The organism is Flavobacterium sp. (assembly GCF_043778725.1).
Lineage (GTDB): Bacteria > Bacteroidota > Bacteroidia > Flavobacteriales > Flavobacteriaceae > Flavobacterium.
Genome location: NZ_JAYWFT010000073.1, coordinates 23,038 through 38,228 on the forward strand (window position 1 = coordinate 23,038; position 15,191 = coordinate 38,228).

The 15,191-nt window shown below is 31.9% G+C and carries 15 protein-coding genes and 1 pseudogene; 9 read left to right on the top strand and 7 right to left on the bottom strand.

Annotation, left to right across the window (positions count from 1 at the left end):
• Position 1: 1 nt before the first annotated feature.
• Both ACH2CG_RS06610 and ACH2CG_RS06615 read left to right on the top strand, forming a co-directional pair.
• Entirely contained in the window at positions 2–808 is an 807-nt protein-coding gene (locus ACH2CG_RS06610) for an ABC transporter substrate-binding protein (RefSeq protein WP_395063433.1), read from the top strand.
• A gap of 15 nt (positions 809–823) precedes the next feature.
• Positions 824–1,609, top strand: coding sequence for an alpha/beta fold hydrolase (locus ACH2CG_RS06615; RefSeq protein ID WP_395063435.1), 786 nt, complete (start codon positions 824–826; stop codon positions 1,607–1,609).
• Here the strand turns inward: ACH2CG_RS06615 and ACH2CG_RS06620 are convergent.
• Together ACH2CG_RS06620 and ACH2CG_RS06625 are read right to left on the bottom strand one after the other, a co-directional pair.
• Positions 1,596–2,756, bottom strand: a complete 1,161-nt coding sequence (locus tag ACH2CG_RS06620) for an MFS transporter (protein WP_395063463.1) — start codon at positions 2,754–2,756, stop codon at positions 1,596–1,598. The genes ACH2CG_RS06615 and ACH2CG_RS06620 overlap by 14 nt on opposite strands.
• Positions 2,757–3,072: 316 nt before the next feature.
• Positions 3,073–3,783 (bottom strand): DUF4197 domain-containing protein, encoded by a 711-nt coding sequence (locus ACH2CG_RS06625; RefSeq protein WP_395063437.1) that lies wholly within the window; start codon positions 3,781–3,783, stop codon positions 3,073–3,075.
• 239 nt (positions 3,784–4,022) lie between these two features.
• Here ACH2CG_RS06625 and ACH2CG_RS06630 point away from each other — a divergent pair, with 239 nt between their 5' ends.
• Positions 4,023–7,451 (top strand): methylmalonyl-CoA mutase family protein, encoded by a 3,429-nt coding sequence (locus ACH2CG_RS06630; protein ID WP_395063439.1) that lies wholly within the window; start codon positions 4,023–4,025, stop codon positions 7,449–7,451.
• A gap of 66 nt (positions 7,452–7,517) precedes the next feature.
• On the opposite strand, the gene ACH2CG_RS06635 is transcribed toward ACH2CG_RS06630, so the two are convergent.
• Entirely contained in the window at positions 7,518–7,736 is a 219-nt protein-coding gene (locus ACH2CG_RS06635) for a DUF5963 family protein (protein WP_395063441.1), read from the bottom strand.
• Positions 7,737–7,869: 133 nt separating this feature from the next.
• Here ACH2CG_RS06635 and ACH2CG_RS06640 point away from each other — a divergent pair, with 133 nt between their 5' ends.
• The 3 genes from ACH2CG_RS06640 to ACH2CG_RS06650 are packed head-to-tail and all read left to right on the top strand — an operon-like array spanning position 7,870 to position 9,546.
• Positions 7,870–8,727 (top strand): alpha/beta hydrolase, encoded by an 858-nt coding sequence (locus ACH2CG_RS06640; protein ID WP_395063443.1) that lies wholly within the window; start codon positions 7,870–7,872, stop codon positions 8,725–8,727.
• A 54-nt stretch (positions 8,728–8,781) separates the two neighbouring features.
• Positions 8,782–9,264, top strand: coding sequence for a GyrI-like domain-containing protein (locus ACH2CG_RS06645; RefSeq protein ID WP_395063445.1), 483 nt, complete (start codon positions 8,782–8,784; stop codon positions 9,262–9,264).
• Positions 9,265–9,318: 54 nt separating this feature from the next.
• Positions 9,319–9,546, top strand: coding sequence for a hypothetical protein (locus ACH2CG_RS06650; protein ID WP_395063447.1), 228 nt, complete (start codon positions 9,319–9,321; stop codon positions 9,544–9,546).
• 34 nt (positions 9,547–9,580) lie between these two features.
• Here the strand turns inward: ACH2CG_RS06650 and ACH2CG_RS06655 are convergent, their stop codons facing one another.
• From ACH2CG_RS06655 to ACH2CG_RS06665, 3 genes are all read right to left on the bottom strand, one after another.
• Entirely contained in the window at positions 9,581–9,952 is a 372-nt protein-coding gene (locus tag ACH2CG_RS06655) for a YchJ family protein (RefSeq protein WP_395063449.1), read from the bottom strand.
• 6 nt (positions 9,953–9,958) lie between these two features.
• On the bottom strand, positions 9,959–10,099 hold the full coding sequence (locus ACH2CG_RS06660; protein ID WP_395063451.1) for a hypothetical protein: 141 nt from the start codon (positions 10,097–10,099) through the stop codon (positions 9,959–9,961).
• A gap of 69 nt (positions 10,100–10,168) precedes the next feature.
• Complete coding sequence (locus ACH2CG_RS06665) at positions 10,169–10,732, bottom strand: DUF1543 domain-containing protein (protein WP_395063453.1); 564 nt, start codon at positions 10,730–10,732, stop codon at positions 10,169–10,171.
• A gap of 91 nt (positions 10,733–10,823) precedes the next feature.
• Between ACH2CG_RS06665 and ACH2CG_RS06670 the strand changes: the two genes are divergently transcribed.
• A complete protein-coding gene (locus ACH2CG_RS06670) occupies positions 10,824–11,342 on the top strand; it encodes a hypothetical protein (RefSeq protein ID WP_395063455.1) in 519 nt (172 codons plus the stop codon).
• A gap of 63 nt (positions 11,343–11,405) precedes the next feature.
• Here the strand turns inward: ACH2CG_RS06670 and ACH2CG_RS06675 are convergent, their stop codons facing one another.
• Positions 11,406–12,377 (bottom strand): TerC family protein, encoded by a 972-nt coding sequence (locus tag ACH2CG_RS06675; RefSeq protein ID WP_395063457.1) that lies wholly within the window; start codon positions 12,375–12,377, stop codon positions 11,406–11,408.
• A gap of 267 nt (positions 12,378–12,644) precedes the next feature.
• Here ACH2CG_RS06675 and ACH2CG_RS06680 point away from each other — a divergent pair, with 267 nt between their 5' ends.
• Positions 12,645–14,834 (top strand): glutamine synthetase III, encoded by a 2,190-nt coding sequence (locus tag ACH2CG_RS06680; RefSeq protein WP_395063459.1) that lies wholly within the window; start codon positions 12,645–12,647, stop codon positions 14,832–14,834.
• A 118-nt stretch (positions 14,835–14,952) separates the two neighbouring features.
• Positions 14,953–15,191, top strand: a pseudogene (locus ACH2CG_RS06685) (OmpA family protein); the annotation flags it as partial.

The following is a 15,191-nucleotide window of genomic DNA, read 5'->3' on the forward strand; positions in this document are numbered from 1 at the left end:
AATGAAACAACTGAAAGATCAACTTGCCACTTTACATACATTTGAAACTACTCCCACAAGAATACTTTCATTAGTTCCATCGCAAACCGAACTTTTATATGATTTAGGATTGGAAGAAAGTATCGTCGGAATCACAAAATTCTGCGTGCATCCTTATCATTTAAAAGCAATAAAAACAATTGTTGGCGGAACTAAAAAAGTGAATTTTGATAAAATTGCAGCATTACAACCCGATATAATTATTGCCAATAAAGAAGAAAATACTAAAGAAATTGTTGATGAATTAGCTAAAATTTGTCCAGTTTGGGTAACCGATATTATCACAATTGAAGACAATTTACAAATGATTTCCGATTTTGGAAAACTCTTCAATAAACGTACAGAAGCACAAAATATTACCGACAAAATTAATTTTGCTCATGCCGATTTTATTGATTTTATCAAAGACAAACCAAGTAAAAAAGTGGTTTATTTTATTTGGGCAAATCCATACATGGTCGCAGGAAACAATACTTTTATAAACGAAATGTTGAAATTAAATAATTTCGAAAATATATACCAAAATAGGGAAGAGCGTTATCCTGAAATTATTGAACAGAAAATGCGAATTCAAGGTGATCCTGATGTTGTTTTTCTATCGTCCGAGCCATTTCCTTTTTCAGACGAACATGCATTTGAACTTGGGCGTTACACACATCATGCGACAACCATTTTTGTAGATGGCGAAATGTTTTCGTGGTATGGAAGCCGAATTTTAAAAGCATTTGACTATTTCAAAAATATACACACAAGATTTAACGATTTATAATTTACCAATAAAAAATTGATTTCATATACAACATACAAAAACGAAAATTCTAAACAATGGGTAACTTTTGTTCATGGTGCAGGCGGAAGTGCTTCAATTTGGTTTAAACAAGTTCGCGAATTTCAAAAACATTTTAATTTATTGGTTTTAGATCTTCGTGGTCACGGAAATTCCAATGAGACAAATTCCAATAAATCATTTTTAAAAAAATATACCTTTAAATCTATTGCCGAGGATGTTGTTGAGGTATTAGATTTTTTAAAAATAGAAAAATCTCATTTTATAGGTATTTCTTTAGGTACAATTGTTATCAGGCAATTAGCAGAAATGCATCCCAATAAAGTTGAAAGCATGATTATGGGCGGTGCTATTTTAAAAATGAATTTTCGATCTCAAATTTTAATGCGATTAGGAACGGTTTTTAAATACGTTTTGCCTTATCTACTTCTTTACAAGCTTTTTGCTTTTGTGATTATGCCAAATAGAAACCATAAATCATCTAGAAATTTATTCATAAACGAAGCAAAGAAATTGTATCAAAAAGAATTTATTAGATGGTTTAAACTCACCGCAGAAATAAATCCAATCTTAAGATGGTTTCGTCAAAAAGAGTTAAACATACCAACATTTTATATTATGGGTGATGAAGATTACATGTTTTTACCATCTGTTAAAAAGGTAGTAGAACGACACTTTTTATCATCAAGATTGTTCGTTATAAAAAATTGTGGACATGTAGTTAATGTAGAAAAACACTTAGTTTTTAATATTGAAGCTATTCAATTTATTAAATCAAATTAATTTTTGGAGTATAAAATTTCAAGAAAATTATTGATAGAACTACGCCAACAGAAGCCATAGCAACGCCTATTAAAACAGGAGTATTATATCCAAAACCCATCGCTATAGGAATTCCTCCAAAAAAAGCACCAAGCGTATTTCCAATATTAAAACTTGCTTGTCCAGCAGCAGCAGCAAGTGTTTCCGATCCTTTAGCACTTGTAATCAACATCATTTGCACAGGCGAACCAATAGTAAAAGCAATTAAACCAGTTGTAAACGACATTATATAAGCCATCGATTCAATATGAGCTGTAAAGTAAACTACAATTAAACAAATCACCATTGAACCAAAACTTAATATGGCAGCTTTTGTTGGCGAAATCGAATCGGCAACTTTTCCGCCTAATAGATTTCCAAAAAACATTCCTAGCCCAACCAATACCATAATAAAAGGCACATTGTCTGGATTGATATGTGAAACATTAGTAACCATTGGCGCAATATAACTTATCCAAGCAAAAAGTCCACCAGTTCCAATTGATATTATCGCAATCAATAACCATGCATCAATTCGTTTAAAAAAGTTGAGTTGTCCAAATAAATTTCCGTCTTTGTGCGCTTCAATTTTGGGTAACCAATAATAGATGGCTAAAAAAGTAACCAATCCCAATAGACTGATAAAAATATAGGTATAGCGCCAAGAATAGTAATGCCCAATGTAAGTTCCAATAGGTACGCCAGCCAAATTTGCAATGGTCATTCCAGTAAACATTATCGAAATTGCTTGCGCTTCTTTTCCTTTATCTGCCAATTTTGCGGCAACAACACTGCCAACACCAAAAAAAGCTCCATGTGGTAAACCAGACATAAATCGCGATAATAATAGAGTGTCAAAATTGGGCGCTATTGCAAATAATCCGTTGAAAATAACAAACAATAACATTAAAAAAAGCAACACTTTTTTAGGCGGATATTTTCCTGTAAATAAAACCAAAATTGGTGCACCAATTACAACTCCAATTGCATAAACGGCAATTAAAAACCCAGCAGTTGGAATATCAATACTTAGATTTTTTGCAATGTCAGGTAGAATTCCCATCATTGTAAATTCGGTCATTCCAATGGCTAATCCACCAAAAGAGAGTGCAATAAGGCTTTTCTTTATCATAGTATTTTCGAAATTTTGACATTAAAATTTAAATTTCTTTTCAAAATTTGAAGCTGCAAAAATACTATACATTTTATAATTCAAAGTATGAATTTGCAATAAGATTTCATGTTTTTGTTAAAAAAAGATGTCACACCTTCTGAGTGTGACATTTTTTTAACTAACCCAACCAAACAAAACTATAATAAAATCTCAATTTATTACAAGGCAAATATCCGACGATTTTTCATCTATTATGTTAAGATACTGTTATGCTTATGTTATTGATTATTAAAATTTTAGAGTCTTTTAATCTTGATTAAAATTAAAAAATTTATTTCTTATCTTGTATTGCAAATACTTGTTGAAGTAAAGATGAAGTTCTTGATTTTACATCGGTTCTAATACTTTTTTCTTCTACAGAAATCATTTTGAAAACGCCTTCCATTGCTTTATTTGTAGTATAATCGGTCAAATCTGGATTTACCTTTTTAACCAACGGAATAGCATTATATTTAGTAATAATAGTTGCCCAAATTTTATCGGCACCAACTTTTGCAAAAGAATTTTTAATAACAGGACTAAATTTACTATACAAAGCAGTTGAAGTTGAGCCTTGTAGGTAAGTTGTAGCTGCACTTTCATTTCCCATCAAAATGTTTTTGGCATCAGTAAAGCTCATCCCTTTTACAGCATCTACAAATATTGGTGTAGCAGTTTTTACAGCATCTTCAGCAGTTCTATTAATAGCTCTTAAACCATCATCTGCAAGAGAACTCAATCCAATTTTTCGCAACGCTTTATCAACTTTTTGAAGTTCTTCTGGCAATAAAATTTTGACCATTTCATTTTTATAAAAACCATCTGTCGCAGTTAGTTTAGAAACTTGCTTATTGATTCCATTGTTCAAAGCTTCTTTTAAGCCACCAGCAATATCTACATTTCCTTGATTTAAAATTCCAGGCAACTGATTTCCTATTTGTTGCATTTCTGCACAACTCGAAAATGTTGTTCCAACTAATAAAAGTAAAAATATATTTTTCATATTATTTTTTTTATGATTTCTAATTCTTAAGCAAATATAATGCCTCAAACTTTTAAAAGCTTTAAAAATAAGTTAATACTGGTTTTCTGTTTTTTAAAACATTTTAAAATCAGACGAATATCTTTTTTTATGTAGATAAAATGCTACTATTGCTGCTTAAAATAATTTCCGATCAATTAAATCGGATAAAAATTATTAAATTCGTAAATTGCACACCTAAATTTGATTAAAAATTACAAATGGAACCACAAACTCCCTATATTCCTAAAAATAAAGTAAGAATTGTTACTGCGGCATCACTTTTTGACGGTCACGATGCTGCCATAAATATCATGCGTAGAATTATTCAATCTACAGGTGTTGAAGTGATACATCTTGGTCACGATAGAAGTGTTGAAGAAGTTGTAAATACTGCCATTCAAGAAGATGCTAATGCCATTGCAATGACCTCGTATCAAGGCGGACACAATGAATATTTCAAATATATGTATGATTTGCTAAAAGAAAAAGGAGCAGGTCATATTAAGATTTTTGGCGGTGGTGGTGGTGTTATTCTTCCATCGGAAATTGCCGAATTACAAGCCTATGGAATTACAAGAATTTATGCGCCAGATGATGGTCGTGCCATGGGTTTACAAGGAATGATTAACGATTTAGTTCAACAATCGGATTATCCAATTGGTGATAAATTGACTGATGAATTAGCCCATATTGAAGGTAAAAATCCAACTGCAATTGCACGATTAATTTCTGCTGCAGAGAACTTTCCCGAAATTGCAAAAGCTGCTTTTGACGAAATTCACGAGAAAAATAAAACCAATAAAATTCCAGTTCTCGGAATTACAGGAACTGGCGGTTCTGGAAAATCGTCTTTAGTTGATGAATTAGTGAGAAGATTTTTAATCGATTTTCCAACTAAAACTATCGGATTAATTTCTGTTGATCCATCAAAACGTAAAACTGGTGGAGCACTTTTGGGTGATAGAATTCGTATGAATGCCATCAATAATTCTAGAGTTTACATGCGTTCGTTGGCAACACGTCAATCGAATTTGGCTTTGTCGAAATATGTAAACGAAGCGATTGAAGTTTTGAAAGCTGCAAAATACGATATCATTATTCTAGAAACTTCAGGAATTGGTCAAAGTGATACCGAAATTATGGATCATTCTGATGTTTCACTATATGTAATGACACCAGAATTCGGCGCTGCAACACAATTGGAAAAAATCGATATGTTGGATTTTGCCGATTTAGTAGCATTAAATAAATTTGACAAACGTGGTGCTTTAGACGCCATCCGCGATGTTAAAAAACAGTACCAACGCAATCATAATCTTTGGGATGAAAATGTAGATTTGATGCCAATTTTTGGAACAATCGCATCACAATTCAATGATCCAGGAATGAACACACTCTACAAATCTATAATGGATAAAATTGTAGAAAAAACTGGAGCCGATTTAAAATCGACGTTCGAAATTACACGTGAAATGAGCGAGAAAATTTTCGTAATTCCACCACATAGAACACGTTATTTATCTGAAATTGCAGAAAATAATAGAAAATACGACGAAACTGCACTTTCTCAAGTTGAGGTAGCACAGAAATTATATGGAATTTACAAAACCATTGAAAGTGTTTCTAATAAAGTTCCAAGTATAAACAAGTCGGGTATTGATAGCGATTCTGTCATCCCGAGCGCAGTCGAGGGACAATTATTTATGGATTTATTACTTAAAGAATTCGACCATGTAAAAATGAATCTTGATCCCTACAATTGGGAAGTAATTCTGACTTGGAATGAAAAAGTAGCCAAGTATAAAAATCCGTTTTACAGTTTTAAAGTCCGTGATAAGGAAATTAAAATTGCTACGCATACCGAAAGTTTATCGCATTCTCAAATTCCGAAAATATCCTTACCAAAATACCAAGCTTGGGGTGATATTTTAAAATGGAATTTACAAGAAAATGTTCCCGGAGAATTTCCATTTGCATCAGGATTGTATCCGTTTAAACGTGAAGGAGAAGATCCAAGCCGAATGTTTGCTGGTGAAGGCGGACCAGAACGTACCAACAAACGTTTTCATTATGTTTCTGCTGGATTGCCAGCCAAACGTCTTTCAACAGCATTTGATAGTGTAACTTTATACGGAAATGATCCACATATTCGTCCTGATATTTATGGAAAAATCGGTAATGCCGGAGTTTCTATTTGTTGTTTGGACGATGCTAAAAAATTATATTCAGGTTTCGATTTAAGTCATCCGTTAACTTCGGTTTCTATGACAATTAATGGTCCAGCACCAATGTTACTTGGTTTTTTTATGAATGCTGCCATCGATCAAAATTGTGAAAAATACATCGTTGAAAACAACCTTCAAGTAGAAGTTGAAGAAAAAATAAACGAAATTTATAAGAAAAAAGGAACTGTCCGACCTACATACCAAGGCACTTTGCCAGAAGGAAATAATGGTTTAGGGTTGATGCTTTTAGGAGTAACCGGAGACCAAGTTTTGCCTTTGGATGTTTATAACGATATTAAAATTAAAACTTTAGCACAAGTTCGAGGAACAGTTCAAGCCGATATTTTGAAAGAGGATCAAGCTCAGAATACTTGTATTTTCTCAACAGAATTTGCATTGCGATTGATGGGTGACGTTCAGGAATATTTTATCAAACAAAATGTTCGTAATTTTTATTCGGTTTCAATTTCGGGTTATCACATTGCCGAAGCTGGAGCAAATCCTATTACGCAATTGGCGTTCACGCTTTCTAATGGTTTCACTTACGTGGAATATTATTTAAGTCGTGGCATGAACATCAATGATTTCGGACCAAATTTATCCTTCTTTTTCTCCAACGGAATTGATCCAGAATATGCTGTGATTGGTCGTGTGGCGCGTAAAATTTGGGCGAAAGCCATGAAAAATAAATACGGTGCCAACGAAAGAGCGCAAATGTTGAAATACCATATTCAAACATCGGGTCGTTCTCTTCATGCACAAGAAATTGATTTCAATGATATTCGTACTACGTTACAAGCGTTATATGCAATTTATGATAACTGTAACTCGTTGCATACCAATGCGTATGACGAAGCAATTACAACACCAACCGAAGAATCAGTTCGTAGAGCAATGGCTATTCAGTTGATTATCAATAAAGAATTAGGTTTGGCGAAAAACGAAAATCCAATTCAAGGTTCGTTCATTATTGAAGAATTAACCGATTTAGTTGAAGATGCTGTATTAAAAGAATTTGACCGAATTACTGAACGTGGTGGAGTTTTAGGAGCAATGGAAACGATGTACCAACGTTCAAAAATTCAAGAAGAATCATTGTATTATGAAACGTTGAAACACACAGGAGAATTTCCAATTATTGGAGTAAATACGTTTTTGAGTTCTAAAGGTTCGCCTACAGTTGTTCCGGCAGAAGTAATTCGTGCCACCGAAGAAGAGAAGCAATATCAAATTGATATGTTAACCAATTTACAAAAATCGAGTGCCGATAAAGTTGCCGAACAAATTGAGTTATTACAAACGGCAGCCATCAAAAACGAAAATCTTTTTGAATTATTAATGGACGCAACTAAATTTTGTTCGTTAGGACAAATCACAAACGGATTGTTTGAAGTTGGTGGTCAGTATAGACGGAATATGTAATTAAGAAAATAGAATAAAGAAAATAGACAAAAGACCTTTCAGAAATGGAAGGTTTTTATTTTAAAATCATTTTTTATTTATAGAATACAATCCACCGGCAAAAAGAACTACAGCAAGACCAATATACATAAAACCGTTTTCTTTTCCAGATTCGTTTGAAGCATCAATTTCTAATCCTAAAACTTTGACTTCCTTGCTACTGCTAGAAACTTTGTTGATTCCTAAATAACCAATATAAAGTGAGATTAATAGTAATACTGTTCCGATAATTTTTTCGATTTTCATGTTTTTTTTTTTTTTTGATTATTGTCTTATAAAGTTATTAAGAACTTTATGTTAGTTCTTTACATAGTAAAGTTGTATCGTTATAAAATTACCATTTAAAAAAAATCTTTATATTTATAAAAAAATAATAACCATGAAAAAACAATTTCTAGTCTTACTGTTGCTATTTTCTATAGGTAATACCTCATTTGCGGCCAAAGTTGACACATTACAAATTGCCAGTAAGGCAATGAATAAAAACTACAGTGCTGCGGTTGTAACTCCAAATTCGTATGCAAAAGGAAAAACAAATTATCCTGTTTTGTATTTACTTCATGGTGCCTACGGACATTTTCGGGATTGGTTGAAAAGTACACCCAATAAAAATTTAGTTACCGATTTAGCCGATCAATACAACATCATTATTGTAATGCCTGAAGGCGAAACTTTTAGTTTTTATATTGATAGTCCGGTGAATAAAGAAAGTCAATTTGAAACTTTTATAACTCAAGAGGTGATTCAAAAAGTAGATGCTACATACCGAACAATTGCAACTAAAAATGGTCGTGTAATAACAGGACTTTCAATGGGCGGACATGGTGCTTTGTACTTATCAAGCAAACATCCCGAACTTTTTTGTGCTGCAGGAAGCATGAGTGGTGCTGTCGATATGAATATTATGTTAAATCCAGAAGGAATTGAACGTACCAAAACATTATTTGGGCCAATTTTGGGTGACGAAGTTTTATCGCCACAAGCATACAAACGATATGCAGTAATTGATAAAATTGATTTGTTTAAAGCCAATAAAATGCCATTAATTATAGATTGCGGTGTAGATGATTTTCTCATCGAAAGCAATAGAGAATTACGAAGAAGATTATTATACAACAAAATTCAGCACGATTATACTGAACGACCAGGTGCGCATACCTGGGAATATTGGAACAACGCTTTGCCCTATCACGTTTTGTTTTTTAGCAAAATTTTGAAAAGTAATGGATCTTTGTAAAAGAAAATAGAACTTAAAACTTTATACAAACTAAAGGTTTTATATTTTTGAATTATGAACCCAACAATCAAAACCTTCCCAAACACAAAATTTATAGGTAAAAATCTTTTTTTTACTTACGAAGATTATCGCGCTTTCGAATTGTGGAGTAATTTTATGCCAAGACGAAAAGAAATTCAAAACGCCATTGGTTCAGAATTGTATAATATTCAAATCAATCCAGATAATTTCGATTTTAAACCCAATTCACTTTTTGTAAAATGGGCTGCAGTTGCCGTTTCAAGTTTTGATTTTGTTCCAGATGTTATGGAAACTTTAGAAATTGACGAAGGATTGTATGCTGTTTTCAATTATAAAGGTAATCAAAATAATGCTGCTGCTTTTTTCAATTCAATTTATACTGATTGGTTGCCTAACTCAGAATATGAATTAGATAATCGTCCGCAGTTTGAAATTCTAGGAGAAAAATATAAAAATAACGATCCAACTTCTGAAGAAGAAATTTGGATTCCGATTAAAGTACTAAAAGTCAATTAATAAGATTTTTTATATATATTGTACTCTTAAAACCAACCTTTAAACGATTATATTATGAAAAAAATTGGAAGTTTCATGGCAGTAATAGGCATTTTGGCTGTTGTGATGAATTATTTGGGCAGAGTTCCTACTTTGTTAATGTGGATTTATAATTGGGGAGACACTGTTGCATGGGCAATAAAAATTGGACTAATTGTAGTTGGTGGAGCACTATATTTTTTTGCACCCAAAGAAATAGAAGAAGTGCATGAAACAGCTCCAACAGAATCTAACGAAAAATAAATAAAAAAAAACTGAAGTCTAAAGCTTCAGTTTTTTAATACGCACCATCCAAATAAAACCAACTTCCACCGTCATAAACAAAAGTCGATTTTTCTTGGTGTACTTGTGGTTGTAATCTATTGTCTAGATAGGATGCCATAAAAGTTACAGTTGTTTCTGTTGCTTCAATTATTTCTAATCCAGTCCATTTATTATTGGTTGACCATTCTAAAATATCTGCTTTTTTATGTTTTTTTCTTGTTGAAGCATGAGTTGTTGCTACTAAATAATCTGCTGCACCAGTTGCATAAGCACTGTATCTAGATCGCATTAATGCTTCGGCAGTTGGTGCTTTTGCCAATCCGTCAATATATGGTTGGCAACAATCTTGAAACGGTAAGTGATTTCCACAATAGCAAATAGTCATGACGTTTTACATTTTAGATTCGTTAAATTTTTTCAAAATTAGTTTCAGCTTTTCTTCACGAGCTACTTTTTTAGCCTTAGCTTTATCTTGTTCTTTGTGAAGTTTGTCGTTGTGTTTCTTAATGTTTCCTTCGTTATTTCTGCTCATTTTATTTTTTATTTTCGTTTGTTCTAGATTGATATTCAATTTATAATTATTGTGAAATATCAAGAACTGTTATTCTATTTTTTCCAATTTTAAATAACCAATGTGTAATACATCTTCTATAAAATTTTCTGACTTAGTAATTTGTAATTCAAATTGTTCTAACAAATTTAGCGTTAAAATTTCTTTTACGTTGTATAAATCGTCAATATCTACGCCATATTTGTCATCAACATGAGAAGTTGCTCCTTTAAAACCACAATGTTTATAAAATGAGGTTTCTTTAGACTTTTTAGTTGCTTCGCCCAGTGAACTAGCTACTGTTAAAATCTTATAATGAAATTCTTCAAATTCATTTTCTTTATAACCACCAAGATTAACAAAAAACAATTGAGCTTCACTCGTGTTTGCAGCGTTTTTGGCTACTACTTCAATCGTATAATTATCTACAACAGTAACTTCTCTCCACACATCAATATGAATTTGACCTTTAGCTTCTGGCCAAAAAGATTTCATTTGCGGAATTAAATCTTTCATTGATTTTCCTATTCCAAAGAAAATATCGTGTTGCTCTGTAAATCGACCTTTAGGACGACAACCAAGCATAATCATATAAAGTTTGTGGTCATTTTTCATGCTCCAAAGTTACAAATTTTTGTTAAATGTAAATTTTGGCACAGCTATTGGTTATTACTTTATATCGTTAATCATTTAAAAAATAGAAATTATGAAAAAAATTACATTGTTTATAGCCTTTATCGGGATGATATCGCTACAAAGTTGCTCTGTTAATGACACACCAGGACAGCAAACAACTAATAATAATGAGTTTTTAGCAACAACGCTAGAGTACACTCGATCGTTTACATCAGCTAATAATTTTAGCACTTTAGTAACGTTTCCTCAGGCTATTTATCCTTCAGATATGGTTTTGGTTTATCGTTTGTCTGGTATTTATCAAGGGCAAGATATTTGGAAATTGCTTCCTGAAAACTTTTATTTTAATGACGGTACGCTAGATTTTGGATATAATTTTGATTTCACTAAGTATGATGCAAATATTTATATGATAGGTAATAATTTGGGAACTATAAATGCATCCTTTTTAAATAATCAGGTGTTACGAGTTGTTATTATTCCGTCTAATTTTGGAAATAAAATGGTTACTACACTAGATTATAGTGATTATAATGCTGTAGCAAAAGCATTTAACATAAATGAGTCTAAAGTTATAAAAATGAAATAGATTTTTGGTTAGTCTATAGTTTGTTTGTTTGAACAGAGGTTGTGTTAATTCGCGACCTCTTTTTTATTCTTCGTCTCTTGAAATTTTATTTTCATCATCTTCTTTCGCTTTATATGAAGAGAATAAAACTCCAACCAATAATGATAATGCGATAAAACTTAGTGAAGCCCATTCTGGAATTTCTATAAAATCATGAGCTAGCATTTTTACTCCTACAAAACTCAAAATGGCAATTAAACTGTATTCTAAATGGCTAAATTTCTCTAACATATTGGCTAAGAAGAAATACATAGATCGCAAGCCTAGTATGGCAAATATATTAGAACTAAAAACAATAAAAGGATCAGATGTAATTGCTAATATTGCAGGAACGCTATCTACGGCAAACAAAACATCCATCACTTCAATAACAATAAGTGTAACAAATAATGGTGTTGCAGCTTTTCTTTTATCAACTGTAATGAAAAATTTTTCTTTGTCATGCTCCGATGTAATTGGAATTATTTTACCTAAGATTTTATAAACAAATGATTCTTTAGGTTCAAATGCGTCTTCCTCTTTAGAAAACAACATTTTCAATGCAGTGAACAATAGAAATCCTCCAAAAAGGTAAGTTGTCCAAGTAAATTTATTTATAATTACTACACCAAATGTTATCATTAAACCTCTAAAAATTATTGCGCCAAGAATTCCCCAAAACAAAACTCTATGTTGGTATTTTTGAGGAATTTTAAAGGATGCAAATATAATTGCAATTACAAAAATATTATCTACACTTAAAGAAAGCTCAATTAGATAACCAGTAATAAATTTTAATGCAGCATTTGTTTGAGAAAGTTGTGTGGTATTATTGACAAATTCTGTACCATACAACCAATAGATAACTCCCGAAAATAAAAAAGATACAGTAACCCAAATTGCTGTCCATTTACTAGCTTCTTTTGTGCTAATTATATGTGGTGTTTTATTAAAAACTCCTAAATCTAAAGCTAGAATAATAAAAACTAAGGCGAAGAATAATATCCAGACAATCATAAAGGTATTAATTTTTACAAAGGTAACCTATTGAACTTTTAAATTCAAAAAATAAATTCCAATTCTAATCACTTCTTATTTTCTATAAGCCATAAATTATATTTTTATTCAATTAATGTGATTTCTCTTTCTTAAAAGGATATTTTTTGTGAAATAGATAAATTTTTATATTTACCCCTAAAAAAAATAGGGTCTAATTATTTTTCAATTAAAATATTATTATATTTGCATCAAATTACTAGGGTATAACTTTTAAAATTAATTTTTATGTCAACTTTACGTTTTCAAGCATTAAAAGAGGCTTCAGGTAGAAAGCCTGTAAAATTTGAAGAAGCAGGAAGAAAATCAGATCTTTTTGGTTCTAACGTGTTCAATGATAGAGCAATGAAGCAATTTCTGACTTCAGATGCTCACAAAGGTGTAAAAGACGCCGTGCAACACGGAACTAAAATTGACAGAAAATTAGCCGATTATATTGCAATGGGCATGAAAGAATGGGCTTTGAGCAAAGGTGTAACTCATTACACACACTGGTTTCAACCATTAACTGGTACAACTGCCGAGAAACATGATGCTTTTTTTGAAACTTCTTATGATGGTTCAGATCCAGTTGAAAAATTTGGTGGCGGACAATTAGTACAACAAGAACCCGATGCTTCTTCTTTTCCAAATGGAGGAATTAGAAATACATTCGAAGCTCGTGGATATACTGCTTGGGATCCAACTTCGCCTGCCTTTATCTTTGGTACAACTTTATGTATTCCTACAGTTTTTATCTCTTATACAGGAGAAGCATTAGATTATAAAACACCACTTTTACGTGCCTTGAATGCTGTCGATGAAGCTGCAACTGATGTATATAAATATTTTGATAAAAATGTTAAAAAAGTAACAGCAACTTTAGGTTGGGAGCAAGAATATTTCTTGGTAGATTCTGCTTTGGCTAATTCTCGCCCAGATATAGTTATGACCGGGAGAACATTATTGGGTCATACATCGGCTAAAGGGCAACAACTTGATGATCATTACTTTGGATCTATTCCGTCTCGTGCTTTAAACTATATGAGAGAATTGGAAGAAGAATGTATGTTACTGGGAATTCCTGTAAAAACACGTCATAATGAAGTAGCTCCAAATCAATTTGAGTTGGCTCCAATATTTGAAGAAACAAATTTAGCAGTAGATCACAACTCACTTTTAATGGATGTAATGTCTAAAGTGGGTGAACGACATGATTTTAAAGTCCTTTTTCACGAAAAACCTTTTATGGGTGTAAATGGTTCGGGCAAACACAACAACTGGTCGTTGGCTACAGACACTGGAATTAATTTATTGTCTCCAAGTAAAACGCCAATGAGCAACCTACAATTTTTATCGTTTTTTATCAATACAATTAAAGCGGTAAATGATTATGAAGAATTACTACGTGCAGCAATTGCTACGGCAAGTAACGATCATAGACTAGGAGCAAACGAAGCGCCACCAGCAATTATTTCGGTATTTATTGGTGCACAATTAACTAAAGTCTTGGCTGAATTGGAAGGTGTTTCTAAAGGGAAATTGTCTCCAGAAGAAAAAACCGATTTAAAACTAAACGTAGTAGGAAAAATTCCAGACGTAATGTTGGATAATACCGATAGAAATAGAACGTCACCATTTGCTTTTACAGGAAATAAATTCGAATTTAGAGCTGTTGGATCTTCTGCAAATTGTGCTAATGCAATGACTACATTGAACTCTATCGTTGCAAAACAATTGAAAGATTTTAAAAAAGAAGTAGATACTTTAATCGAAACCAAAGATTTAAAGAAAGACGAAGCTATTTTTAATGTCTTGAGAGAATACATTAAAGGAACTAAAAACATCCTTTTTGAAGGCGATGGATATAGCGAAGCTTGGGAAGCAGAGGCTAAAAAACGTGGATTGAGCAATCACAAAACTACGCCAACGGCTTTAAAAGCTAAAGTTTCTCAAAAAGCATTAGATTTATTTAAAGATTTGAACGTAATGAACCATGTTGAGGTAGAAGCACGTTATGAAATTGAACTAGAAGAATATACTAAAAAAATCCAAATTGAGGGAAGAGTTTTGGGCGATATTGCTAGTAATCATGTTATTCCAACTGCTATTCGATATCAAAACACCTTGATTGAAAACGTTCGTGGATTGAAAGAGATTTTTGGAAAAGACTTTGAGAAAATTGCAAAAGAACAAATAATTTTAATCAAAGAAATTTCTATACATATAGAAGGAATTATTACTAAAGTAGATGAAATGACTGAGGCTCGTAAAAAAGCTAATGTGTTAACTGATGCTCAAAAAATGGCCGAATCTTATTGTGATCAAGTAAAACCGTTTTTTGACGAAATTCGTGAACACTGCGATAAACTAGAACTTTTAGTAGATGACGAAATTTGGACATTGACTAAATATAGAGAATTGTTGTTTACTAGATAGTTTTTTAGTAAATAAAATTAAGAATATAGAGGAAAACCTGTTAATTATTTAGCAGGTTTTTTTTGTGGAACAACTTTTGATTTCTACAATTAATTTTACGTAAATTCGTTGTATGAGAATGAATAAATTATTTTTTACAGTTTTGTTTTTTGGAACTTTATTTTTGGCTAAAGCTCAAGAACAGTTTGTGGTTTATTTTGATAATAATAAGTTTGAGTTAAACAAAACCGAACAAGCAAAGTTTGATAATTGGATTTCAAAAAATAAAACTTCTAAAATCTTATCAATTACTGGTTCTACAGATGAAGTTGGTTCTAATGGATTTAACGATACACTTTCTTTGAAACGAGTCAATTT